This is a genomic window from Amycolatopsis oliviviridis (assembly GCF_014654365.1).
GTDB lineage: Bacteria > Actinomycetota > Actinomycetes > Mycobacteriales > Pseudonocardiaceae > Amycolatopsis > Amycolatopsis oliviviridis.
Genome location: NZ_BNAY01000009.1, coordinates 336,847 through 361,218, shown reverse-complemented (window position 1 = coordinate 361,218; position 24,372 = coordinate 336,847). Strand labels below are relative to the sequence as shown.

The 24,372-nt window shown below is 69.9% G+C and carries 20 protein-coding genes; 9 read left to right on the top strand and 11 right to left on the bottom strand.

Annotated elements, in window-relative coordinates; all coding sequences use genetic code 11:
* The first annotated feature begins 68 nt into the window (after window positions 1-68).
* Window positions 69-1,520 (top strand): trypsin-like serine protease, encoded by a 1,452-nt coding sequence (locus IE302_RS33840; protein WP_191258514.1) that lies wholly within the window; start codon window positions 69-71, stop codon window positions 1,518-1,520.
* 61 nt (window positions 1,521-1,581) lie between these two features.
* Here the strand turns inward: IE302_RS33840 and IE302_RS33835 are convergent, their stop codons facing one another.
* The 3 genes from IE302_RS33835 to IE302_RS33825 form a co-directional block, all read right to left on the bottom strand.
* Complete coding sequence (locus tag IE302_RS33835; RefSeq protein WP_191258513.1) at window positions 1,582-3,105, bottom strand: phytoene desaturase family protein; 1,524 nt, start codon at window positions 3,103-3,105, stop codon at window positions 1,582-1,584.
* A gap of 72 nt (window positions 3,106-3,177) precedes the next feature.
* Complete coding sequence (locus tag IE302_RS33830) at window positions 3,178-4,725, bottom strand: S8 family peptidase (RefSeq protein WP_191258512.1); 1,548 nt, start codon at window positions 4,723-4,725, stop codon at window positions 3,178-3,180.
* Window positions 4,725-5,888, bottom strand: coding sequence for a S8 family peptidase (locus tag IE302_RS33825; protein ID WP_191258511.1), 1,164 nt, complete (start codon window positions 5,886-5,888; stop codon window positions 4,725-4,727). Before IE302_RS33825 ends, IE302_RS33830 begins: the two co-directional genes overlap by 1 nt.
* Before the next feature lie 303 nt (window positions 5,889-6,191).
* Here IE302_RS33825 and IE302_RS33820 point away from each other — a divergent pair, with 303 nt between their 5' ends.
* From IE302_RS33820 to IE302_RS33805, 4 genes are all read left to right on the top strand, one after another.
* Window positions 6,192-9,017, top strand: coding sequence for an ATP-binding protein (locus tag IE302_RS33820; RefSeq protein WP_191258586.1), 2,826 nt, complete (start codon window positions 6,192-6,194; stop codon window positions 9,015-9,017).
* Between the two features lie 394 nt (window positions 9,018-9,411).
* The gene (locus IE302_RS33815; RefSeq protein WP_191258510.1) at window positions 9,412-10,353 is read left to right on the top strand and encodes a serine protein kinase RIO; all 942 of its coding nucleotides are present in this window, start codon (window positions 9,412-9,414) and stop codon (window positions 10,351-10,353) included.
* Window positions 10,354-10,732: 379 nt separating this feature from the next.
* Window positions 10,733-12,235: a DEAD/DEAH box helicase gene (locus IE302_RS33810; protein ID WP_191258509.1), complete on the top strand. Its 1,503-nt coding sequence runs from the start codon at window positions 10,733-10,735 to the stop codon at window positions 12,233-12,235.
* Between the two features lie 158 nt (window positions 12,236-12,393).
* Window positions 12,394-13,581 carry an 8-amino-7-oxononanoate synthase gene (locus IE302_RS33805; protein WP_191258508.1) on the top strand — a complete coding sequence of 396 codons (1,188 nt, stop codon included), beginning with the start codon at window positions 12,394-12,396 and terminating at the stop codon, window positions 13,579-13,581.
* On the opposite strand, the gene IE302_RS33800 is transcribed toward IE302_RS33805, so the two are convergent.
* Window positions 13,547-14,029 carry a GNAT family N-acetyltransferase gene (locus IE302_RS33800; protein WP_191258507.1) on the bottom strand — a complete coding sequence of 161 codons (483 nt, stop codon included), beginning with the start codon at window positions 14,027-14,029 and terminating at the stop codon, window positions 13,547-13,549. The two genes, IE302_RS33805 and IE302_RS33800, sit on opposite strands and share 35 nt — an antisense overlap.
* Before the next feature lie 33 nt (window positions 14,030-14,062).
* The gene (locus tag IE302_RS33795; RefSeq protein ID WP_191258506.1) at window positions 14,063-14,896 is read right to left on the bottom strand and encodes a S1 family peptidase; all 834 of its coding nucleotides are present in this window, start codon (window positions 14,894-14,896) and stop codon (window positions 14,063-14,065) included.
* Between the two features lie 216 nt (window positions 14,897-15,112).
* Here IE302_RS33795 and IE302_RS43285 point away from each other — a divergent pair, with 216 nt between their 5' ends.
* The 3 genes from IE302_RS43285 (at window position 15,113) to IE302_RS33780 (ending at window position 17,400) form a co-directional block, all read left to right on the top strand.
* A complete protein-coding gene (locus tag IE302_RS43285) occupies window positions 15,113-15,277 on the top strand; it encodes a hypothetical protein (RefSeq protein WP_191258505.1) in 165 nt (54 codons plus the stop codon).
* Window positions 15,267-15,929 (top strand): M15 family metallopeptidase, encoded by a 663-nt coding sequence (locus IE302_RS33785; protein WP_191258504.1) that lies wholly within the window; start codon window positions 15,267-15,269, stop codon window positions 15,927-15,929. Before IE302_RS43285 ends, IE302_RS33785 begins: the two co-directional genes overlap by 11 nt.
* Before the next feature lie 76 nt (window positions 15,930-16,005).
* Entirely contained in the window at window positions 16,006-17,400 is a 1,395-nt protein-coding gene (locus IE302_RS33780) for a mycothione reductase (protein WP_191258503.1), read from the top strand.
* 86 nt (window positions 17,401-17,486) lie between these two features.
* Here the strand turns inward: IE302_RS33780 and IE302_RS33775 are convergent, their stop codons facing one another.
* Complete coding sequence (locus IE302_RS33775; RefSeq protein WP_229908087.1) at window positions 17,487-17,999, bottom strand: hypothetical protein; 513 nt, start codon at window positions 17,997-17,999, stop codon at window positions 17,487-17,489.
* 55 nt (window positions 18,000-18,054) lie between these two features.
* Window positions 18,055-19,302: a CynX/NimT family MFS transporter gene (locus tag IE302_RS33770; protein ID WP_191258502.1), complete on the bottom strand. Its 1,248-nt coding sequence runs from the start codon at window positions 19,300-19,302 to the stop codon at window positions 18,055-18,057.
* A 48-nt stretch (window positions 19,303-19,350) separates the two neighbouring features.
* Between IE302_RS33770 and IE302_RS33765 the strand changes: the two genes are divergently transcribed.
* Window positions 19,351-20,040: a FadR/GntR family transcriptional regulator gene (locus IE302_RS33765; protein ID WP_191258501.1), complete on the top strand. Its 690-nt coding sequence runs from the start codon at window positions 19,351-19,353 to the stop codon at window positions 20,038-20,040.
* Between the two features lie 67 nt (window positions 20,041-20,107).
* Here the strand turns inward: IE302_RS33765 and map are convergent, their stop codons facing one another.
* The 4 genes from map to IE302_RS42895 all read right to left on the bottom strand — a co-directional run.
* Complete coding sequence (gene map, locus IE302_RS33760) at window positions 20,108-20,965, bottom strand: type I methionyl aminopeptidase (RefSeq protein WP_191258500.1); 858 nt, start codon at window positions 20,963-20,965, stop codon at window positions 20,108-20,110.
* A gap of 23 nt (window positions 20,966-20,988) precedes the next feature.
* Window positions 20,989-22,794, bottom strand: a complete 1,806-nt coding sequence (locus tag IE302_RS33755; protein WP_191258499.1) for a penicillin-binding transpeptidase domain-containing protein — start codon at window positions 22,792-22,794, stop codon at window positions 20,989-20,991.
* 63 nt (window positions 22,795-22,857) lie between these two features.
* Window positions 22,858-23,712: a GNAT family N-acetyltransferase gene (locus IE302_RS33750; RefSeq protein WP_191258498.1), complete on the bottom strand. Its 855-nt coding sequence runs from the start codon at window positions 23,710-23,712 to the stop codon at window positions 22,858-22,860.
* Between the two features lie 155 nt (window positions 23,713-23,867).
* Window positions 23,868-24,372, bottom strand: a 505-nt coding sequence (locus IE302_RS42895; RefSeq protein WP_229908086.1) for a flavodoxin-dependent (E)-4-hydroxy-3-methylbut-2-enyl-diphosphate synthase, incomplete at its 5' end; no start/stop codon positions are given.

Here is a 24,372-nt window from a genome sequence, read left to right as displayed (position 1 = left end):
CCTTCCTCGGTTGTTCCGCCAGGCACGGATGCGGAAAGTGATTTCCAGCCACCTGGAAAGGAACCACCGTGAACAGAAGACAACGGCTGCTGGGGATCGCCACCGCCACCCTCGGCTGTCTCTCGGTCCTCCTGCCCGCGCCCGCGGCCGCCGCGGACCTGCCCGCGGTCACCCCGACGGACCAAGCGGTCGTCCCCAGTGGACCGCACACGAACTCCATCGGCGGCACGCCCGCCTCGGTCAAGGACCACCCGTTCATCATCGCGGGCCTGCGCCAAGGCGGCTCCCGGCCGCAGGGCCAGACGTGCACCGGTTCGGTCGTCGCGCCGCGCAAGATCCTGATCGCCGCGCACTGCAAGGCGGCCGAGGGAGAGAAGAGTTTCCTTTACGGGCTGGACGATCTCAACGCCGGCGGCGGGACGCGGATCGGCGTCGTCAGCTACGACATCCACCCGAAGTACGTCAACTTCGACCAGGGTTACGACGTCGCGGTGGTCACCACCGACGCCGACATCCCGGTGCCGGGCGGCCAGTACGCGAAGGTCGCGACGTCGGCCGACACGGACCTGAACAAGCCGGGCAAGTCCGGGCTCGGGCTCGGCTACGGCAAGAAGAACCACAACGACAGCCCCGCGAACGTCGAACTGCACAAGTTCACCCTGCCGATCGTGCAGGGCAGCAGCTGCAACGGTGTCGGTGCGGGCTTCAAGGACGCCACGATGATCTGCAGCGGCTACAGCGACGGCCGCGTCACCATCTTGCCGGGTGACAGCGGCGGTCCGCTCATCGTGGACGGCAAGGTCGTCGGCGTCGCTTCCTGGAGCCGCAGCGACTTCAAGTGGTACAGCGTGTACGGCCGGCTCAACAACGACATGGGCGACTGGGTCAAGCAGCAGATCGGCGAGTCGAACAACCCGGAGACGTTCTCCCTCGCGGTGACGCCGTCCTCGCTCAAGGTCGAGCCGGGCAAGTACGTTTCCGCCACGGTGACCAGCAAGCCGGGCAAGAACGGCGCGGAGAAGGTCGACCTGAGCGCGTCGGGTCTTCCGGACGGCGCGAAGGCCACCTTCCAGCCCGCGTCCATCAACTCGGGCGAGTCGGCGAAGGTGAGCATCGAGGTTCCCGCCGGGACGGCCGAAAAGGACTACGCCGTCACGATCTCCGGCAAGGGGACCGCCGACACGGCGACCACGAAGCTGACGCTGACCGTCGGCAACGGCGGCCCGCAGCCCGGTGATCTCAAGGTGAGCGTGAGCCCCGGCAGCGGGACCGTGCAGCCCGGGTTCTTCAGCAACGTCACGGTTTCCGCCACCGGCGGGACCGGCACGATCACGCTGTCGGCGTCCGGCCAGGGCCTGCCGTTCGCGCCGTTCTTCAACCCGAAGACGATCTCGAGCGGCGGCAACTCGACCATGCAGGTGGCCGCGCCGTTCCAGCGCGGCACCTACCCGGTGACCGTGACCGCGACGGACTCGGCGGGTAAGACGTCCACCGCCACCTACACCCTGACCGTCCAGTAGCGCGTGTCATGAAAGGGCCGTTCAGGACATATTTCGTCCTGAACGGCCCTTTCATGACATTTCAGGACCGGGAAAGCACCGCCATAGCGGCATTGTGCCCCGGGATTCCCGAGACGCCGCCGCCCCGCACCGCGCCGGCGCCACACAGCAGCACCCGTTCGTGAGCCGTTTCGACTCCCCATGTACCCACCTGAGCGGCATCGGCCGCGTAGGGCCACGACAGATCGCGATGGAAGATGTGCCCCGCGGGCAATCCCAGTTCGGCTTCGAGGTCCAGCGGTGTCTTCGCCTCGATACACGGCCGTCCGTCCGGTGCGCGCAGCACGCAGTCCTCGATCGGCTCTGCCAGCACACTGTCCAAAGAGGACAACGTCGCTCGCAGCGCCTCCTCGCGCGCGGCGTCGTTGCGTTCCTCGAACAGCCGCGCGGGCATGTGCAGTCCGAAGAGGGTCAGGGTCTGCACCCCGGCCGCCCGTTCGGCCGGGCCGAGGATGGACGGGTCGGTCAGCGAATGACAGTAGATCTCGCAGGGCGGCAGCGAGGGGATCTTGCCCGCGGCCGCCTCGGCGTACGCCGTCGCCAGCTGCTCGTAACCCTCGTTGACGTGGAACGTGCCCCCGAACGCCTCGCGCGGATCGACTCCCGCGTCCCGCAGTCTCGGCAGCCGTGACAGCACCATGTTCACCTTGAGCTGCGCGCCTTCCGGTGCCTCCGGCGGCTCCTCCCCCAGCAGACGGGCGAGGGTTCGCGGCGCGACGTTCGACAGGACGTGCCCGCCGCGCACGGTGAATTCGTCGTCGCCGAGCCGATAGCGCACCGTGCCGTCCGGATCGAGCGACAGCACTTCGGCACCGGTCACCAGCCGTGCCCCGGCCGTCCGCGCGGCCGACGCGAGTGCGCCGGTCACCGCGCCCATCCCGCCCACCGGCACGTCCCAGTCACCGGTCTCGTTGCCGATCACGTGGTAGAGCAGGCAGAGGTTCTGCCGGAAGTCGCCGGCACCGGCGAAGGTCCCGATCAGCGCGTCGGTCAGGACGACGCCGCGCACGGTGTCGTCGCCGAACATCCCGGTGAGCGTTTCGGTGATCGGCCGTTCGAACAGCGCTTCCCAGGCCTCCGGCTCGACCCTCGAACGCAGTTCCTCTCTGGAGAGCAGTGGTTCCGTCAGGGTGGAGAACGTCGCTTCGGCGACGCGCGAGGTCATCGCGTAGAACCGTTGCCACGCCTCGAAGTCCTTCGTGGACCCGGTGAGCGCGGAGAACGACGCCGAAGTGCGGCCGTCGTCGCCCGTGTCGACAAGGAGACCGCCGTCGCCGACGGGGGTGTACGACGACATCCGCCGCCGCCGGAGATCGAGTCCGAGCCCGAGTTCCGCGACGATCTTGCGCGGCAGCAGGCTCACCAGATACGAGTACCGCGAAAGCCGGACGTCGACGCCGGGGAACGCCCGGAACGACACCGCCGCCCCGCCGACCTCGTCCCGGCGTTCCAGCACCAGCACCGAACGGCCAGCCCTGGCCAGATAGGCGGCCGCGACCAGGCCGTTGTGCCCGCCACCGACGATCACGGCGTCGTAGGACTCCATCCAAAGCCTCCCAGCGATAACGACAGTGCGCCGCGGTCATCGTGACCACGGCGCACTGCCCTTCGCAAGGACTCAGAAGGTGATGGAGAAGCCTTCGATAGTCCCGCTGTCGAACCGGTAGACATCGCGGACCCGCAGTTTCCAGGTCCCGTTCGCCGGTTCGGACGAGGCGTTCACCGTGTAGGAGGTGTGCACGCCGCTCGCCTCGCCGATCCCTCCCGCCTGCTTGAGACCGAACACCGCACCGCTCGGCCCGATCAGGTCGATCGCCAGGTCACCGGTGTAGGTGTGCGTGATGTCGACCTTGACCGGCAGCGTCGCCGACGCCTTGCCGTCGCAGCCGTCCTGCGTCACCGAACTGGTCACCGCGTCACCCGCGTCCGGAATGGACACCGGTGTCGTGTTGGACTTGGCCCCGCACTTCGGGCCGGGGCCTCCTCCGCCGATGAACGAGACGTTCAGCAGCTTGTTCACCGTTCCGCTCGGCAGGCCCTTGAGCACGCCGTCCGAGGCGTTGTTCACCAGCGCGTCCCGCGTCTGCTGCGCGGTGGCGCCGGAATTCGCGGCGAGATACAGCGCCGCGGCACCGGCCACGTGCGGCGTGGCCATCGAAGTCCCGCTCATGTTCGCCGAACCACCGTTGGACGTGGACAGCGACGTGATGTTGCTGCCAGGGGCGAAGATGTCCACGCACGAACTGTGGTTGGAGAACGAGGACTTGTTGTCGTTCTCGTCCGAGGCGCCGACCGTGATCGCCTCGGGGATGCGGGCGGGGCTGACGTTGCAGGCGTTCTGGTTCTCGTTGCCCGCCGCCACCACGTAGACGAAGCCCGCCGCGATGGACTTCTTGATGACGTCGTCGCCGAGCCCGACCTGGTCCATCCGCAGGCTCAGGTTCGCCACCGCCGGTTTGGTGCCGTTCGCGGTCAGCCATTCCGCCGCGTCCACGATGGCGGAGTCGGGGCCGTTGCCCGAACAGTCGTTGCCGAGCACCTTCAGCCCGACGATCTTGACCTTCTTCGCGACGCCGTAGGTCTTGCTGCCGATGGTGCCCGCGGTGTGACTGCCGTGCCCGTTGCAGTCCTTCCCGTTGCCGCCCACGAAATCCTTGCCGATGGACGCGCGCCCCTCGTACTCCGGGTTCTCCGGGTTGATCCCGGTGTCGAGGTCGTACGCGGTGACGCCCTCGCCCGTGTTCGGGTACGTGAAGCTCTTGTCGCGCGGCAGGTTCTTCTGGTCGATCCGGTCGAGGCCCCAGGTGGGGTTGGTCTGGGTGCCGACGGCACGCGCGGTGCCGTCCTGGTAGACCGCCTTGACCGCCGGATCCGCCGCGAGGCGCCGGGCCTGCTGCTCCGACATGCCCTTGACCGAGAAGCCGCGGAGCACGTTCTTGTACGCCGACCGGACCTCGCCGCCGTAGCGGCCGGTCAGCGAGGCCGAGGACTGCTCGACGGCCATGGTGCCGACGTCGTGGAGCACGACGATGTACTGGTCCCCGTAGTGCTGGTTCGCCTGCACGACAACGCCTTCCGCCTGGGCGGCGACGGCGTTGCCGGCGGCGAGCGCGGCCAGCGCGGTGGCCGCGAAGGCCACCACGCCGGCGCGCACGCCGCGGCGCATCAGAGACCTGCCACGTTCAGCAGTTTGTTGGTCGAGCCGGAGCCGGGGCTGGTCACGACGCCGTTGGTGGCGGCGGCGGCCAGGCCGGAGGCCACGGCGGCGGGGTTGGCCGACGGGTGCGAGGTCAGGTAGATCGCGGCCGCGCCTGCGACGTGCGGCGTCGCCATCGAGGTCCCGCTCATCTGCTGGGTACCGCCACCGTTGCGCAGCGAGGTGATGTTGGTGCCGGGCGCGAAGATGTCGGTGCAGCTGCCGTAGTTCGAGAACGTCGACCGGCGGTCGTCGTTCTGCGTGGCGTTGACGGTGATGGCCTCCTTCACGCGGGCCGGGCTGGTGCTGCAGGCGTTCGTGTTGGAATTCCCGGAGGCCACCGTGTTCGTGATGCCCGCCGAGACCGCGCGGCGCACGGCGGCGTCGACGCCGGTGTCGGCCGGGCCACCGAGGCTCATCGTGAGCACCGACGGGCCCTTGGCGTTCTTCACGACCCAGTCGATCCCGCTGATGATCTGCGAGTACTGGCCGCTGCCCTGGCAGTTCAGCACCCGGACCGCGACGATCTTGGCACCCTTGGCCACGCCGTAGGTGGCACTGCCGACCGTTCCGGCGACGTGCGTGCCGTGGCCCTGGCAGTCCTTGGCGTCGGCGTCGTTGTCGATGAAGTCGTAGCCGCTGGAGGCGCGGCCGCCGAATTCGGACTGGCGGTAGTCGACACCGGTGTCGAGGACGTAGACCGTCGCCCCTGCTCCGTCGTTGGGGTAGGTGTACTTCTTGTCCAGCGGCAGTTTCTGCTGGTCGATCCGGTCCAGGCCCCAGGTCGGGTTGTTCTGGGTACCGGTGATGTGCGCGACGGCGTCCTGCTGGACGAAGTCGACGTTGGGGTCGGCGGCGAGCCGTTTGGCCTGCGCCTCGGTCATCTTCGCCGAGAAACCGTTCAGCGCGGCGCTGTAGGTCGCCTTCACCTGGGCCCCGTACTTCGCCGCGAGACCGGCGTCGCCGCTCTTCAACGAGACGATGTATCCGTCCGTGACCGCTCCCGGCACACCGGCGCCGAGGATCTGCCCCTCGGCGGCCGTCGCAGAACCGGCGAAGGCCAATGAGGCCGTCACACAGGCCCCGGCGAGCACCGCACCCGCGATCCGGTGACGTCGAAGTTCTCCACGCATTTCCTGAGCTCCGTTCACTCGAACAGGTGGTTCGCGCCAGCAGGGATAGGAGCCGACGCCGTGACGAGCAGTCACGCTGGAATCACTTTCGGATGGTGGTAGCTGCGCGAACAAGCGAGGCAACGGTCCGTAGGACTACGTATCTAATGGTGAAATCCACGGTCCCTACGAAAGTTGTGTGACCGTCCGAGCGGGTTCCGTGATCACCGAACCCGCGCTTAAGCTGCGTTCACTCGAACGGTGAGGTTCGTGAAGCGGGGGTGACCCGGCATGGTGATCGGTGGCCGCAGGACGAGTTCGCCCGTGCTCGTCGGCCGTGAGGCGGAATTACACGAGCTCCTCGACGGCGCCATGCGCTCGCCGTCGGTGATCATGCTCGAAGGCGAAGCGGGGGTGGGCAAGACCCGGCTCACCACCGAACTGCTGGCCTGCCCCGAGCTGGCCGGACGGCCGGTCCTCATCGGAAGCTGCCAGCCGCTGCGCGAGCCTTTCCCGTACGGCGTCGTCTTCGACGCGCTGAAGGACGTCCGCCCGGCGCGCGAACTCAACCCCGTGACCGGCGTACTCGGGCCCTATCTCCCGGAACTCGCGGCGTTCCTGCCGCAACCGCCCGCCCGGCTCGGCGATCCCCGAGCCGAACGGCACCGGCTCTTCCGCGCCGTCCGGGAGCTGCTCGGCTCGCTGGGCCCGCACATCCTCATCGTCGAAGACCTCCACTGGGCGGACGACGGCTCCCGCCGCCTGCTGCGGTTCCTGATGACCGACCCGCCGGCGGGCCTGACCCTCCTGCTCACCTACCGGCGTGAGGAGACGCCCGGCGGCATCCCGCTCGGCAGTGCCTACCGGCCCGCTCCCGGGACCGCGCACGTGCCCGTCACCCTCCGTCCGCTGGACCGCGACGGTGTCCAGGCGCTGGTGTCGGCCCTGCTCGGCGAGGCGAACGTCTCGGCCGAGTTCGCCGCCCGGCTGCACGAGCAGTCCGCGGGGCTCCCGTTCGTGGTCGAGGAGATCGTGCACGCGATCGGGGGCGTCGAGGGCGCGGTGCACGCCGACGGCGCGACCGCGCGACGCCTGCTGGACACGGTCGAGGTCCCGGCGCTGCTGCGGGAAGCGACCGTCGAGCGCCTCGTCGCGCTGCCGTCGGCGGCCCGGCGGATCACCGAGGCCGCCGCCGTCCTCGGCACACCGTCCACTTCGGACCTGCTGACCGCGGCGGCCGCGATCGCCCCGGAACGTGCCCGCCGCGCGCTCGTCCTCGCGCTGGAACGCAACGTCCTGGTCGAGACCGGCGAGGGCACGTACGGCTTCCGGCACGCGTTCGCCCAGCAGGCCGTCTACCGGGCCATTCCCGGTCCCGATCGCCAGGAACTGCACCGGCGGGCCGCGCGCCTGCTGCGCGACCGCCTCCCGCAGTCCCTGGTGCGGCTCGCCGAACACTGCCGTAAGGCGGGTGACCGGGCCGGTGCCCTGAAGTACGGCGAAGCGGCCGCCGATCAGGCGTCGACGGTCGGCGATCTCGCCACCGCGACGGATCTGCTCCGTACCCTGCTCGACGAACCGGGCCTGCAACCGTCCGATGTGGACAGGCTGGCGGTCAAGTTCAGTTCGGTGGCGTGCAACGGTCTCGCGCAGGCCGAGGTCGTCCCGGCGCTGGAACGGCTGCTCACCGACGGCAGGCTGTCCGGGCGGCTGAGCGGCGAGGTCCGGCTGGGGCTCGGGCTCCTGCTGGTGCGCCAGGCGGGCGGGCTGGAGGCGGCCAGGACCGAGATCGAGATCGCCGTCAACGATCTCGCCGACCGGCCCGACCTGGCCGGACGCGGAATGGGCGTGCTCGCCCAGCCGTGGGTCGGCGCGACACCGCTGCGGGAGCACCGGCGGTGGATGGACCGGGTGGACGGGCTGATCGCGCACGCCACCGATCGGCGGCTGAAGATCATCCTGCTGGCCAATAACGCGGCGTCGCGGCTGCACATCGGGGACGCGCGGGGCTGGGACATGCTGGACCGGGCGCCGACCAGCGTGGGTTCGGCCGACGAGCAGCGGCATCTGTCACGGCTGCACTGCAACAGCGCCGACGCCTGCGCCTGGACCGGCCACCACCGGCGGGCCAGGAGCCTGCTGCGCAGCGGGATGCAGCTGGCCGCCGACTGCGGCGCTCCGTACGTCGTCAGCACCGCCAGCGCGACCGCCGTCCACACCGACTGGCTCACCGGGAACTGGGACGGCCTCGCCGAACGGGCCGACGCGCTGATCGACGAGTACCGCGACCTCCTGCCGGTGACCAGCGAGCTGTGCCTGGTGCTGGGCCTGCTCGCCGCCGCCCGCGGCGAATGGGACGAGGCCGCGGCCCGGTTCGCCGGTACCGCGGCGGACCAGCCGGAGAACGCGTTCACGCCGGTCGCCATCGCCGCGCACGCCGGGATGGCGGGCATGCTGCTCGCCCAGGACCTCGGAGAGGCCGCCGTCACACAGGCCGAAAAGGGACTGGAACTCTTGCGCGCCAAGGGAGTCTGGGCCTGGGGCGCCGACCTGCTCATCGCCGCCGTCGACGCGTACTGCGCCACCGGACGGGAAGACGAGGCGCAGGCGCTGACCGACGAGTTCGAACGCGAGATCGGCGGCCTCGACGCGCCGTCGACCCACGCCGCGCTGGCCGCGAACCGCGGGCTCGTCGCGGCGGCCCGGGGCGAGCACGCCGTCGCGATCAAGGCCTTCGAGCAGGCACGGACAAGGTTCGAGGCCCTCCCGGCGCCGTATCACGCGGCGCTGGTCGCCGAACGGGCCGCGCGCTGCCGCCTGGCCGGGAACGAGGACGTCGCCGAGACGTTCGCCGCGCTCGCCGAAGCGTTCGACCGGCTCGGCGCCACCCGCGACGCCGCGCGCTGCCGCCACGCGTTCCGGTCCACCGGCGCGGTCGCCCCCTCGCGGCGCGGCCGCCGCGGCTACGGCGACGAGCTGTCCCCGCGCGAGCGCGACGTCGCCCGCCTGCTCGCCGCCGGGCACACCAACCGGGAGATCGCCGAGGTGCTGTTCCTGTCGCGGCGCACGGTGGAACAGCACGTCGCGAGCGTTTTACGGAAGCTGAAGGTGCGGTCGCGGAGCGAACTCGCGGGACTGCGGTCGGCCTAGGCAGCGGCCGCGCGTGAAGGCCCCCTTCCCTCGGCTGAGCCGAGGGAAGGGGGCCTTCATGTACAGCAGACGGGTAAGCGCAGGTACCGCGTCGGTCGAGTGGGTCGTGAGTGGTAACTGCCGTTAGAACGTCACTTACCACTCACGACCACCCCGACCGAGCTGGGCCCGCACCCCCTCCCCGCCGCCCCGGATTTAATTCGGTTGCGCGCGGCTCACGGCGTCCGAGATGATCGTCCGCGATCCGGCAGGGAGCCGGTGGATGCGACAGGGAGGTGCCTCGTGCTGATGACTGTCCGGGGCGTTGTCCGCCCCCATCCACTCGCCCCTCGCGGCTGAGCGCGGAGCCACGACGCTCGCCCGGTGGGGCATCCCTGACTAGGAGAACCCACCAGTGCGCAAGCACGATCTCGAAGAGTCCTACGAACAACGTCCTCGCCGTACCCGTCGCGCGCGTTTCGACGACGAGCCGGAACCCACCCGTGGCGGACGGCTCACCGAAGCCGAACGCGTCCGGCTCGCCCGGCTGCGTGAGGACGCCTACACCGAAATCGCCATCCCCGACGGCGCCGACCGCTGGAGCACCTGGGGCGACTCGGAGCAGGGGCCGCTGCCTCGCCCCGATTGGGTGATCACCGAGCTGGCGGCGGTGGACACCGAACTCGGCGTCCTCAAGACCGGCAAGGAGGCGGACGTCCACCTCGTCCGGCGCAACCTGCCCGGCACCGAGGGCACGGTGCTGGCGGCCAAGCGGTACCGCAGCGGCGAACACCGCCTGTTCCATCGCGACGCCGGCTACCTCGAAGGCAGGCGGATGCGGCGCTCGCGGGAGATGCGGGCCATGGAGTCGCGCAGCAGCTTCGGCCGCAACCTCATCGCCGAACAGTGGGCGGTGGCCGAATTCGGCGCGCTGAGCAGGCTCTGGACGGTCGGTGCTCCGGTGCCGTACCCGGTGCAGCGCGACGGAACCGAGCTCCTGCTGGAATTCCTCGGTGACGGCGAGACGGCCGCGCCGAGGCTGGCGCAGGTGCGGCCGGAGCCGGACCAGTTGCGGGAGCTGTGGTTCCAGACCTCGGCGATGCTGGAACTGCTGGCGTCGCAGGGGCTCGCGCACGGCGACCTCTCGGCGTACAACCTGCTCGTCCACCGCGAGCGGATTATGGTGATCGACCTGCCACAGGTGGTCGACATCGTCGCCAATCCCGGCGGGCTCGAGTTCCTCGCGCGAGACGTGCGGAACATCGCCGCCTGGTTCCACTCACGGGGACTGCCCGAACGGCTGACCGCGGTCACGGAACTGATCGAGGAACTGCAAGAGATCGCCGGGTTGCGCTGACCGTCCACAGTGTCATGTCACAGTGTCATGAAAGGGCCTTTCCTGACGGATCATGTCAGGAAAGGTCCTTTCATGACACGCCGGGAGAACGTGTGGCAGAGACCCTGCCCACAATCGGTCCCTCCAGTTGGGGAGCCGGATAACGGTCCGGTACAGTAGTACTAGACCGCAACCGGCGGCGTGGATGAGTGGTGTCCGTCGCCTCCAAAGCCAACCGAATGGCTCGCGGTATCCGTATCAACCAATTGGCGCGCGGTGTCACGCAGACGCGGTGTGCCGGGTTCGTCCCTGTGAACGCCCATCTGTGCACACCATCTTGCCCTGCCTGCGCGCGGGCAGCCCGGGCCTCCTTGTGACGTGCCACGTCCGAGAGGCATTTGTGACAGTCACGTTCAACTCCGGCCACGTCTCACCGTCGGCGCGTCAGCACCGCAAGCCGCGCACCCGCCCCGCGGGTGACGCGATGCTGCGCGAAGACGCCGTCGAGACGGTCAAGGCGAAGACCTGGGCGGAGCTCGGCCTCCCCGACCCGCTGCTGCGGGCCCTGGCCGACGCCGGTATCACCACCCCGTTCCCGATCCAGTCGGCGACCATCCCCGACGCGCTGGCCGGCCGCGACGTGCTCGGCCGCGCCCAGACCGGTTCCGGCAAGACCCTGGCCTTCGGCCTCGCGATGCTGACCCGGCTCAACGGCGGCCGCGCCCGGCCGAAGCACCCCCGCGCGCTGATCCTGGTCCCGACCCGCGAGCTGGCCATGCAGGTCGCCGACTCGCTGACCCCGCTTGCCAAGGCCCTCGGCCTGTGGTGCCGCACCGCCGTCGGCGGCATGGCCTTCACCCGCCAGGCCGACGCGCTTTCCCGCGGCGTCGACCTGCTGATCGCCACCCCCGGCCGGCTGTCGGACCACGTCCGCCAGGGCACCGCGTCGCTGTCGGACGTCAACTTCGTCGCGCTCGACGAGGCCGACCAGATGGCCGACATGGGCTTCATGCCGCAGGTCCGCGAGATCCTCGACCTGACCCCGGCCCGCGGCCAGCGCCTGCTGTTCTCGGCCACCCTCGACGGTGACGTCGACAGGCTGGTCCGCGCGTACCTGACCGACCCGGTCACGCACTCGGTCGCGCCGTCGACCGCGAGCGTCACCACCATGGACCACCACGTGTTCCAGGTGTCGCACCAGGACAAGCAGGACATCATCACCGAGATCGGCGCCCGCGAGGGCCGCACGATCATGTTCGTCCGCACCAAGCACCACGTGGACCGTCTCACCGAGCGCCTGCGCGAGAAGGGCGTCCACGCGGCCGCCCTGCACGGCGGCAAGACCCAGGGCCAGCGCAACCGGGTCCTCGCGGACTTCAAGGAGGGCTACGCCCCGGTCCTCGTCGCCACGGACGTCGCCGCTCGCGGTATCCACGTCGACGACATCTCGCTGGTGCTGCACGTCGACCCGGCCGCCGACCACAAGGACTACCTGCACCGCGCCGGCCGCACCGCGCGCGCCGGGGCGTCCGGTGTCGTGGTCACGCTGGTCACCCACGACCAGCGCCGCATGGTGCGCCGGATGACCGACCGCGCCGGTGTCCGCGCCGAGCAGACCACCATCCGCCCGGGCGACGCCGAGCTCGCTCGCATCACCGGTGCGCAGCAGCCCAGCGGCGAGCCGGTCGTCGAGCGCCGTCGTGAGTCCCCGCGTCGTGGCGGTGGCCGCGGCTACGGTGGCGGCGACCGCGGTGGCTACCAGGGTTCGCGCGAGGGTCACGGTCACCGCGAAGGCGGCCGTCCCGGCGGCTTCCGCGGCCGCCCGCGTCGTGGCGAGTCCGGTGGCGGCAACGGCCGCCCGCAGCGTCCGGGCCGCGGCCCGCGTCGCAGCTACGACAGCTGAGTCGTATCTCGCGTGTTCCTGACCGGGACTCGTGTGATTGAAGGCGGAACTCTCGAGTTACGTCTCCGATCACACGAGTCCCGTCTTCATTCACACGAGTCCCGTGTTGTGGCACCCGTCTGACGGGTTTGCGGACGGCGGATGGGAGACTGCGGGACGTGACTTCTCCCGGCCCCGCTTCCCAGAACCTCCCGCCCGACCAGGTCTTCGACTGGCTCGACGTGGAGGCGGAGAAGCGGGCCGAGGCCGGGCTGGTGCGCAAGCTGCGCATCCGGCAGGCGCAGGAACCGGAGCTGGACCTCGCGGGCAACGACTACCTCGGGCTCGCCAGGGACAAGCGCGTCGCCGGCGCGGCCGCGGCGGCCGCGTTGCGCTGGGGCGCCGGGTCGACAGGCTCCCGGCTCGTCACCGGCACCACCGAGGTCCACGCGGAACTCGAGCACGAACTCGCCCGCTTCTGCGGTGCGCAGGCCGCGCTGGTCTTCTCCTCCGGTTTCACCGCGAACCTCGGCGCCGTCACGGCTTTGTCCGGCGCGGATTCCGCGATCGTCACGGACAAGTACATCCACGCGTCGCTGATCGAAGGCTGCCGGCTGTCCCGATCGGACATCGCCGCCGTCGCGCACAGCGAGCCGGGCGCCATCAAGCACGCGCTGGCGACCCGCCGCAAACCACGCGCGCTCGTCGTCACCGATTCCGTGTTCTCCGTGGACGGCGACATCGCGCCGCTGGAGGAACTGGCCGGGGCCTGCCGGGAACACGGCGCTTCCCTGCTCGTCGACGACGCCCACGGCTTCGGCGTGCTCGGCGAGGGCGGTCGCGGCGCCGTCCACGCGGCGGGACTCTCCGGCGCGCCGGACGTCGTCACCACGATCACGCTGTCGAAATCCCTTGGGGCACAAGGCGGAGCGGTACTCGGACCACGTCGCGTGATCAAGCATCTCGTGGACACCGCGCGCAGTTTCATCTTCGACACCGCGCTCGCGCCCGCCAGCGCCGCCGCCGCGCTGGCCGCTCTCAGCGCGCTGAAGGCCGAGCCGGAGCTGGCCACCAAGGTGACCGAAGCCGCCGGAAACCTTGCCATGCAACTGAAAGCGGCGGGGTTCCGGGTCGGTCTCCCGGACGCCGCGGTGATCTCGATCCAGGCGCCGTCGCCCGATTCGGCCGTGGCATGGGCGTCCGCCTGCGCGGATCAGGGTGTGCGGGTCGGCTGTTTCCGCCCGCCGTCCGTGCCCGACGGCATCTCCCGCCTGCGCCTGACCGCGCGGGCCGACCTCACCGAGGCCGACGTGGACCGCGCGGTCGCGGTGATCACGGCCGCGGCGCCTCCCGGCGCCACATCGTGAGGTGCGGGATCCCGTCTTCCATGAACTCGTCGCCTTCGACGACGAAGCCGTACTTGGCGTAGAAGTCCTTCGCGTACGTCTGCGCGTCGAGGACGCACGGCGCGTCCCCGATCCCCGCGAGCGCGGTCTCCATCAGCCGTCCCGCCAGCCCCTTGCCGCGTGAGCGGACCGCCGTGCACACCCGGCCGATCCGGAAGGTGCCGCCGGCGTCCTGCAGGACCCGCAAATACGAGTCGACGGCGACGGAACCGCCGACCCAGAGATGCCTCGTGCCGGGCAGGAGGTCACGCCCGTCGATCTCGTGATAGGCGCAGTCCTGCTCGACGACGAACACGTCCACGCGCAGGCGGAGGATGCCGTGCAGCTGCGCGGCGGTGATCTCGTCACCGGCGACGGACAGCGGGAACGACGTGGTCTCGGTGATCGGGGTGTCGGTGGTCACGCCCACTTGTTAGCACATCGGACGTGAAGAAGGCATCGATCAGCCGATCAGCTTCCGGCCGTTCTGCTGGGAGATCTCGTTCGAGAAGTGGGAGACGCGGGTGTACACGCCCGGTTTGCCCGCCTTGGCGCAGCCTTCGCCGAAGGAGACGATCCCGATCAGCGTGTCCCCCACCATCAGCGGCCCACCCGAATCGCCCTGACAGGCGTCGACACCGCCTTCGGGGTAACCGGCGCACACCATGTCACTCGGGTCGTAGCCGGAGTACACGGTGCGGCAGGTCTTGTCGCTGACCACCGGGACGACCGCGCTGCGCAGGTAGTCCGACCGCGCGCCGCCGTCGGCGACGCGGCCCCAGCCGAGCACCGTCGCCTTCGTGCCTTCGTCGTACAGGTCGGCGTTGCCGTTGTCCGCGACCTTCGCGGGCCGGTACGGCAGCTTCCCGCTGACCGTCATCACCGCGATGTCGTCGCCCTTGCCGGGATCACCGCTGTAGTCGGGGCTGACCCAGACCTTCGAAACGCGCAGTTCCACCCCGTCCCGCGAACGCTTGTCCTCGCGTCCCGCGACCACCCGGACGTCGTTCTTCTTGACCGCGACCGCGCAGTGCGCCGCCGTCGCGACCGTCGTGGAGCTGACGATCACCGCGCCGCAGTACTGGTTCCCGCTGCGGTCGGCCAAGAACACCGCGTAGGGGTACTGCGAGACCGAAGCCTTGCCCCCGCCCACGATCCTCGGTTCGGCGGCCTTGCCCGGGCCGTTGGCCGCGCTGTCGTCGGCCGAAGCGCTGGTGACCACGACCGGCACCATCACGGCCGTGGCCAGTACCGCTCCGGCGGCGAGCAGCAGGGGGCGGCGTGACTTCTTGGGCATGTTCTTTCCCTTCACCGGGGCGTACGTATGGCCAAGCCCTGGGAAGTCCTTCGACTCCAGCGCGTACACAAGCGATCGCGAATACCCTAATCGGCGAAAGCCCGATGCGGTGTCACTGAAACGGGTGGACCTGTGCTCACCGAACGCATCTGTCAGGCTGGACCTCGTGCGGGCGACGGCGACGATTCTGGTGGGTGCGGCTTTTCTCCTCTTTTCGTGTTCCAGCCCGGCGCCGCCCGAACCGGCACCCGCGCCGTCCACCCCGGCCGTGACCAGCGGTCCCGCGAAAACCTCTTCCGCCACACCGGTTCCGAGCACTACGACCCCGCCACCCGCACCGGCCTGGCAGGTCGGCGCGAAGCCGCTTCCCTTGCGCCCTGACGGTTTCGGGCAGATCCTCCCGACTCCTCCGGTCCTGGCCGATCGTTCCCTGCCGACCTCGGATCTGCTTCCGCCGCCCGCCGGGAACCGGTTCGCGGGCACGGTGAATCCGGTCCCCGCGGACGTGCTCGCCCGCAGCACCTGGCAGGCGGGATGTCCGGTCAAAGCCGCCGAACTGCGCTATCTCACCTTGTCTTTCTGGGGTTTCGACGGACGCGCGCACACCGGTGAAATGCTCGTGAACGCTTCCGTCGCGAATCCCGTGGTGACGGTTTTCGACCGGTTGTTCTCCGTGAAGTTCCCGATCGAGGAAATGCGCGTGACCACGCCCGCCGAACTCACCGCTCCCCCGACCGGTGACGGGAACAACACCAACGCCTTCGTCTGCCGTCCGGCCCGCGGCCAGACGAACTGGTCCGCGCACGCCTACGGGCTCGCGATCGACGTCAACCCCTTCTGCAACCCGTACACGAAGGGTGACCTCGTCCTGCCAGAACTCGCGTCGGCCTACCTCGATCGGGGAAACCGGCGGCCGGGGATGATCACCTCCGGGGATCCGACCGTCGCCGCCTTCTCCGCGATCGGCTGGACCTGGGGCGGCACCTGGACGACGCCGAAGGACCGGATGCACTTCAGCTCCACCGGGCGCTGACCGGGAACAACTGGCCGCGGCGGGGAGTTGGCTAGAGTCGGAACCGCCCCGCTCCCCCGCCGCAAAGGAAGTCAGCGTGCCCCACTACGACCTGGTGATCGTCGGTACCGGATCGGGTAACTCGATCCTCGACCCGCGTTTCGCCGACTGGAACACGGCGATCGTGGAGAAGGGCACGTTCGGCGGCACCTGCCTGAACGTGGGCTGCATCCCGACGAAGATGTTCGTGCACGCCGCCAACGTCGCGGCCACGCCCGCGTCGTCGTCGAAGTTCGGCGTGGACGAGGAGCTGACCGGGGTCCGCTGGCGCGACATCCGCGACCGGATCTTCGGGCGGATCGACCCGATCGCCGCGGGCGGTCGCGAGTACCGCGTCCAGCACGAGGACAACAAGAACGTCACCGTGTACGAGGGCGAAGGGCGTTTCACCGGGCACAAGGAGCTCCGGGTCAGCTACCCCGACGGCCGCCCCGCCGAGACGATCACCGCCGAGAGGTTCGTGCTCGCCGCCGGCGGGCGCCCGGTGATCCCGGACGTCCCCGGGCTCGCCGAGACCGGCTACCACACCTCCGACTCGGTGATGCGGCTCGACGAGCTGCCCGCCAGCATCGTGATCCTCGGCGGCGGCTACATCGCGGCCGAGTTCGCGCACGTCTTCGCCTCGTTCGGGGTGAACGTGACCGTGGTCAACCGGTCCGGCGCGCTGCTGCGTTCCGAGGACGACGACGTCAGCGCCCGGTTCACCGAACTGGCCGCGCGGCGGTTCGACGTCCGGCTCGACCGGAAGACCGTCCGCGCGCGCAAGACCGCGTCCGGCGTCGCCCTGGACCTCGAAGGCCCGCAGGGCGCCGAGACCGTCGAGGCCGAGGTGCTGCTGGTCGCCACTGGCCGCACGCCGAACTCCGACCTCCTCGACGTCGCCGCCACCGGCGTGACCACGGGCGAGCGCGGGCACGTCGTGGTCGACGAGTACCAGCAGACCGTGGTCGACGGGATCTACGCGCTCGGCGACATCTCGTCGGTCTTCGAGCTGAAGCACGTCGCGAACCACGAGCAGCGCGTCGTGCAGCACAACCTGCTGCACCCGGACGAGCGGATCGAGGCCGACCACCGGTTCGTCCCGCACGCGGTGTTCACCTCGCCGCAGGTCGCTTCGGTCGGGCTGACCGAACGCGAGGCCCGCGAGCGCGGCGTTTCGTACGTGACGTCGCACCAGGACTACGCCGGGATCGCCTACGGCTGGGCGATGGAGGACACCACCGGTTTCGCGAAGCTGCTCGCCGACCCGGCCACCGGGCAGCTGCTGGGCGCGCACATCATCGGCCCGCAGGCGTCGTCGGTGATCCAGCCGCTGATCCAGGCGATGAGCTTCGGGCTGGACGCGAAGAGCATGGCTCGCGGGCAGTACTGGATCCACCCGGCGATGCCGGAGCTGGTCGAGAACGCGCTGCTGAACCTGCCGCTGGACTGACGGGAGCGCAGTTAGTCGACTAAATACGTTCGCCAAAGGGACGCGACGTCCGATTGGGGCGCATTTAGTCGGCTAACTGCGCGGGGTCAGACGACGAGAGTGCAGGCGTGGGACTCGTTTCGCACCGCGAGGTCGCGCACCGCGTTCCTCGTGTTGTCCAAGACGATCATCAAGGCGAGCGAGCGGGCCCCGTCCTCCGAGAACCGCTCGCCCGCCTCGGCGTATCGGCGGACCGCCGCCAAGAACTCCTCCCGCGCCGATGCCGCCCCTCCCGGCACCGCGCGGACCCCCGTCGCCCCCTTGAGGACGTCCTTGGCGCCGCCCGCCTTCACCGCGAAGTAGTGCTGCGACTTGCGCAGCTCGGTCGCGGCGTCCCCCTTCGCGTCCGGCCAGTAGCGTCGGATCTCCGCGCTGCTGTCCTTCCACACCTGTACGCACACCCGGTCCACGGCGCGGTAGAACTCCTGCGGCGAGAGCACCGCCGCGGGCCGCTCCGACGCGACGGCGACGCAGACCGCGGCGAAACACGCCAAGGCCGTCCCGTACGCCAGTCCCTCCACCACGCCGACCCCCAGGACCGAGTTTTTGAACAGGTTCAACTCGGTCAGGCTAAGGCTCCGCCCAGGGTGGGGTCAAGAAGTTTTTTGAACGCGTTCAGACGAAGCGGCGACGGCCGGCGAGAGCACCGAAGGTCATCTGCGCCACGAAGACCACGAGCATCATGATCCAGGGCACGGTCCAACCGCCGGTGAGGTCGTGAAGCAGCCCGAAGAGGAACGGCCCGACGGCCGCCATCAGATAGCCGATGCCCTGCGCCATCCCCGACAGCCGCGCGGTGTCCGCACCGGTGCGCGCCCGCAGCGCGATCACCGTCAGCGCGAGCGAGAAGACGCTCATCCCGAGCCCGATCAGGACACACCAGAGCAGCGGGGAAAAGGCCGGGGCGACCATCATGCCGACCATGCCGACGAAGCCGAAGACGCCCAGCCCGACGATCCAGGGGCTCTGGCTGTTCTGCCGTGCGGCCATCGGCGCCACCACGAGGCTGATCGGGACGGCGATGAGCGACATCAGGCCGAGCAGCAGCCCGGAGTCGCCCTTGCTCACCCCCGCGTCGATCATCACTTCCGGCAGCCAGCCCATCACGACGTAGGCCAAAAAGGCCTGAGTGCCGAAGAAAAGCGTGACCATCCACGCAAGGGGGCTACGCAGGAGCGATCGCCCGCTACCCTGCTTGCCTGCCTCCGCGACGGGTGCACGTCCCGCGCCGCGGGCTGCGAGAATCCAGACGAGGAGTGCGAGCACAGCCAGGACCGACCAGGCGCCGAGACCTTGGCGCCAGCCGCCGAACGCGTTCTCCAGGGGAGGGGTGAGCGCGGACCCCAGGGCGCCTCCGCCCTGGAGAGCGGCGGTGTACACGCCGGTCATCATGCCGACACGCGCAGGGAAGGAGTCCTTGATGACGACCGGGATCAGCACGTTCGCCAAGGCGATCCCCGCCGTGGCCACCAGCGTGCCCCCGAGCACGACGTACGGTCCGTCGATCACCCGCAGCACCAGGCCGACGGCCAGCACCGACAGCGCGGACGCGATCGCCGCGCCGACGCCGAACCGGCGGGCCAGCAGGGGCGCGGCGAGTCCGGCGGCGGCGAAGCAGAGGCCCGGGAGTGTGGTGAGCACGCCCGCCCAGGTCGCCGTGGCGCCGAGGTCGTCGCGCATCTCGCCGAGCATCGGGCCGACGCTGGTGATCGCCGGGCGCAGGTTGAGCGCGACCAGGATCACCGCGACGCCGAGCAGGACGCCGCCGGTGATCACCCCCGGCCGCCACTCCGTTTCGATCGAGCCTTCGAGTTCAAGACGGTCATCGAACGGGGAAACGGGTTCTCGGGAGTCGACACGCACGTCGGCTAGTATCACATACATAGGATGATTGGATGAAGGGACAACGCTGTGCCATTGGCCACCACGCGCCGTGCCGGCCTGGTCGATCAGGTCATCGAGCAGCTGCGTGACGCCGTCACGCAGGGAGAATGGCCCATCGGTCAGCGGATTCCGACCGAGCCCGAGCTGGCAGGGCAGCTCGGCGTCGGGCGCAACACCGTCCGCGAGGCGGTCCGCGCGCTCGCGCACACAGGGCTGCTCGAAGTCCGGCAGGGCGACGGGACCTACGTGAGGGCGACGAGCGAGGTCTCGGGCGCCATCCGGCGGTTGTGCGGTTCGGAGCTGCGCGAGGTGCTGCAAGTGCGGCGCATCCTCGAAGTCGAAGGCGCCCGGCTCGCGGCCGCGTCGCGGACCGAGGAGGAAGTGGGCGAGCTGCGCTCGCTGCTCGAACGCCGCAACGCCGAACTGCGCGAGGGCCATTGGGAGGATTTCGCCCGGCTCGACGCGGAATTCCACTTCGCCGTCGTCCAAAGTGGACATAACACCCTGCTGACCGAGATGTACCGGGGGCTCACCGAGGTGATCACGGCCAGCGTGGCCGCGACGTCGAACGTGACGCCGGGCCGCGAGTACCTGCCGGAGATAGGACACGAGGGGCTCGCCGACGCCATCGCCGACGGCGACGCCGACCGGGCCGCCAGTGAGGCGTGCGGCTTCCTGGACGAACTCCTGGCCCGGGTGGAGCACGACGACGCCTGACCCAGAAGTACATGAAGGCCCCCTTCCTTGCGCCTGGCGCAAGGAAGGGAGCCTTCATGTACTTGCCCTACGGCAGGGTCAGGATTTCAGCGCCGGTCTCGGTCACCACGAGGGTGTGCTCGAACTGGGCGGTCCACTTCTTGTCCTTGGTGGTGACGGTCCAGTCGTCGGCCCAGATGTCGTAGTCGATGGTGCCGAGGGTGATCATCGGCTCGATCGTGAAGGTCATGCCCTGCTCGATGACCGTGTCGACCGACGGCTCCTCGTAGTGCAGGACGGTCGGCGCGGTGTGGAACGCCGGGCCGACGCCGTGGCCGGTGAAGTCGCGCACGACGCCGTAGTCGAACCGCTTCGCGTACGACTCGATGACGCGGCCGATCACGTTGAGCTGCCTGCCGGGGCGGACGGCCTTGATCGCGCGCAGGGTCGCCTCGCGCGTGCGCTCGACCAGCAGCCGCGCCTCCTCGGAGACGTCACCCGCGAGGAACGTCGCGTTGGTGTCACCGTGGACGCCGCCGATGAACGCGGTGACGTCGATGTTGCAGATGTCGCCGTCCTCGATCACCGTCGAGTCCGGGATGCCGTGGCAGATCACCTCGTTGAGCGAGGTGCAGCACGACTTCGGGAACGCTCGGTAGCCCAGCGTCGACGGGTACGCGTGGTTGTCCAGCAGGAACTCGTGGATCACCTTGTCGATGTCGTCGGTGGTCGCACCGGGTTTGACGGCCTTGCCGCCCTCCTCGAGCGCCTGCGCCGCGATCCGGCTCGCGACGCGCATCGCCTCGATCACCTCGGGCGTGCGGACCCCGTTGCCCGTGTCGCGTTTCGGCGCCGGCCGGTCGACGTACTCGGGGCGGGCGATGCTGGCGGGGACGACTCGCCTTGGCGTCTGGACGCCTGGCTTCAAGGGGGAACGAACGGACATGTGTCCAGCCTACGACCTGACGGCTAGCCCAGCCCCGTCAGGAAGCGCTGGGCCGCCTCGACCGCCGGCCGGGACGTCCCCGCGTCGGTGGTCAGCACCGCGAAGGCGAGGTCCCCGGTGTAGCCGGCGAACCAGCCATGCGCGTGCGTGCCGTCGCCGAACTGGGCCGTCCCGGTCTTGCCCCGGACGTCGGACAGGGGTTTGAGCAGGGTCGCCGTGCCGTCGGTGACGACCTCGCGCATCATCCCGCGGAGCGCGTCGAGCACCTCGGGCCGGATCGGTTTCCCGAGCCCGGCCGACGTCGCGGCCATCCCCCGCACCAGCGTCGGCACCGGGATCTTCCCCGACTGGACCGTGGCGGTGGCGACCGCCAGCCCGAACGGGCTCGTCACGACGGTCCCCTGGCCGAAGCCGTTCTCCGCCCGCTGCGCGACGGTGTTCGCCGGCGGCACCGAGCCGGTGATCGTGGTCAGGCCGGGGATCACGAAGTCCGCGCCGACGCCGAGGTCGCGCGCGGCGTCGGTCAGCGCGGCGGGCGGCAGGTCGGTCGAGAGCTTCGCGAACGTCGTGTTGCAGGACTTGGCGAACGCCGTCGACAACGGGACGACGCCGAGGGCGAACTTGCCCTCGTTCGGCACCGTCCGGTTCTCGAACGTGGCCGTGCCGGGGCAATCGACGGGGCTGTCGGCCCGCACCGAGCCCGCGGACAGCGCGGCGACGGCGGTGGCGATCTTCATCGTGGAGCCCGGCGGGAAGCGGCCGGTGAGCGCGATCGCGCCCTGCGCGTCGGCCGGGGCGTTCTGCGCCACGGCCAGGAGTTCGCCCGTCGACGGCTGGATCGCGACCAGCGCGGACGCCGTCGGGACCGGGGCGAGCGCCCGCTCCGCCGAGCCCTGTGCCTTCACACTGAGCGTGCTGACGACCGCGGGCGCCGGTTTGGGGTGTTCGTTGTGCAGATCGATGATCTCGCCGCCCGCCGTGTCGAGCGTGACGACGCGCCAGCCCGCGGAGCCCTCCACCTGGTCCTCGACGAGCGAGCGGACGGACGGCAGGACCTGCTTCCCGAAGTTCTTGTCGTCGGGCAGCAGCCGGTCCTGCTGACTGAACCGGACGCCGGGCAGGTCGTAGATTTCGGGTTTCACCTCTTGGTAGCTGCTCGCCCGCAGGCTCACCACCGGAAAGCCGTTCCCGGGCTTGAGCGCCTTCACGCCATCACGGATCGACTGACCGGTCACCGTGGGTTCGAAGCGGTTGAGCGCCGCGCCGAGTTTGTCGGAGACCGCCACGAGGTCGCCCGCCTTCGCCGGATCGAGCACCACGCTGACGACGTTCTGCGGGCGCAGCAACGGCATCCCGTCGCGGTCCAGCACCGGCGCGAGATCCGGCGGCTCGGACTTCAGCGTGATGCTCTGTTGCGCGGCCAGTTGCGGATGGAGCGCCGTCGGCAGCCAGCGCACCTTCCAGCCGTTCTGAGTGGAATAGACCTGCGCGTCGGCCTTGTAGGTCCAGACGCGGCCGCGAGGGAGGTTCCAGGTGAGCTGATAGGTCGCCGTCCCGTTGTCCGAGCCGGACGCGTGCTTGACCTCCTGGGCCGCGACCTTGATCGACTCGGGAGAGAGCGCCTTCCGCGCCATCTCCAGGGAAGAGCGCGCGGCGTCCGGGGAGTCGGTGAAGAAGGCCGCGGCGGCGACATCACCGGAAGAGAGTCCGTCGAGGAAACCCGCGATCGCGTCTTCAGGACCGGAATCGGCGAAGAGACCGCATCCGGCGGCCGAAAGGCCCACCACCCCCGCGAGCACGACGACGGCGAAACGACGACCTGCTGGCATGTCCCGGATCCTGCCAGTCCCGGCGGTTTCCCACCGGATGCAACGCCGTTCCGGCCGTGTCCGCTAAAAGAGAACCGTCGCGTACTGCCCGACCTGTTGGAAGCCGATCTTGCGATAGGCCGCGAGCGCCGGGCTGTTGTAGGCGTTGACGTACAGGCTCGCGGTGCGGCCCATCCCGCGGACGAGCCTGGTCACCACGGACGCCGTCCCGGCGGTGCCGAGGCCACTGCCACGGCGTTCCGGATGCACCCAGACCCCCTGGATCTGGCCGACCGTGGAGGACATCGCGCCGATCTCGGCCTTGAAGACGACCTCGCCGTCCTCGAACCGCGCGAACGCCCGGCCTCCGGCGATCAGTTCCGCGACACGGGCGCGATAACCGGCGCCGCCGTCACCGTTGCGGGGATCGACGCCGACCTCTTCGATGAACATCGCTATCGCGGCCGGGAGATACCTGTCGAGTTCCTCCGGGCGCACGGCCCGGACCGCCGAATCGGCGGCGACGGACGGGACGCCGTCGAGCGCCATCAGCGGCTGGTCGTGCCGGACTTCGCGGGCGGGGCCCCATTCCGGCTCGAGCTCGTCCCACAGTCCCAGCACCTGCTCGGCCGGGCCGACCAGCGACGAGCAGCTCCGCTGGCGGCGCAGCGCGCGATCGGCGAAGGAGCGCAAAGCGGAGGCGTTGCCGCGCAACGGGATCAGATTCGGCCCGGAGAAGCACAGCCCCTGGAGCCTGCCCGCGCGGACGGGGCGGGAATCGGCGGCCCAGAGCTCACCACCGAGCCGCCAGGGGTCGAGACCCGCGGTCTCCACCCTGGCACTGACCATGCAGCTGCCGACCGGGTCTGTGGCGAGCGCGGCACGGACCGCGGGATAGTCCCGATCATCGAGCAGCCGTGCACCTGCAAGCCGCAACACCACTCCAGAGTGCCAGATGAGCGGCGTAAACGGAACGCAAGCTTCACGACACGCTGAGAGAACCTCAGCAGGTCGGGGCCACCGAGTGCAATGAAAGGCCCCTTCATCGCAAATTTTGCGATGAAGGGGCCTTTCATTGCACTTGTCTCGACCAGTCAGCCGACGGTGACGGTGGGCTCTCCCTCGCCGATGGTCTGGCCGGATTCCTCGGCGATGCGCATGGCTTCTTCGATGAGGGTTTCGACGATGGCGTGTTCGGGGACGGTTTTGATGACTTCGCCTTTGACGAAGATCTGGCCCTTGCCGTTGCCCGACGCGACGCCGAGGTCGGCCTCGCGCGCCTCACCCGGGCCGTTGACGACGCAGCCCATGACCGCGACGCGCAGCGGGACCTCCATGCCCTCCAGGCCGGCGGTGACCTGCTCGGCGAGCGTGTAGACGTCCACCTGCGCGCGGCCGCACGAGGGGCAGGAGACGATCTCGAGCTTGCGCTCCTTGAGGTTCAGCGACTGCAGGATCTGGATCCCGACCTTGACCTCTTCCACCGGCGGCGCCGACAGCGACACGCGGATGGTGTCGCCGATGCCCTGGCGCAGCAGCGCGCCGAAGGCCACGGCCGACTTGATGGTGCCCTGGAACGCCGGGCCCGCTTCGGTGACG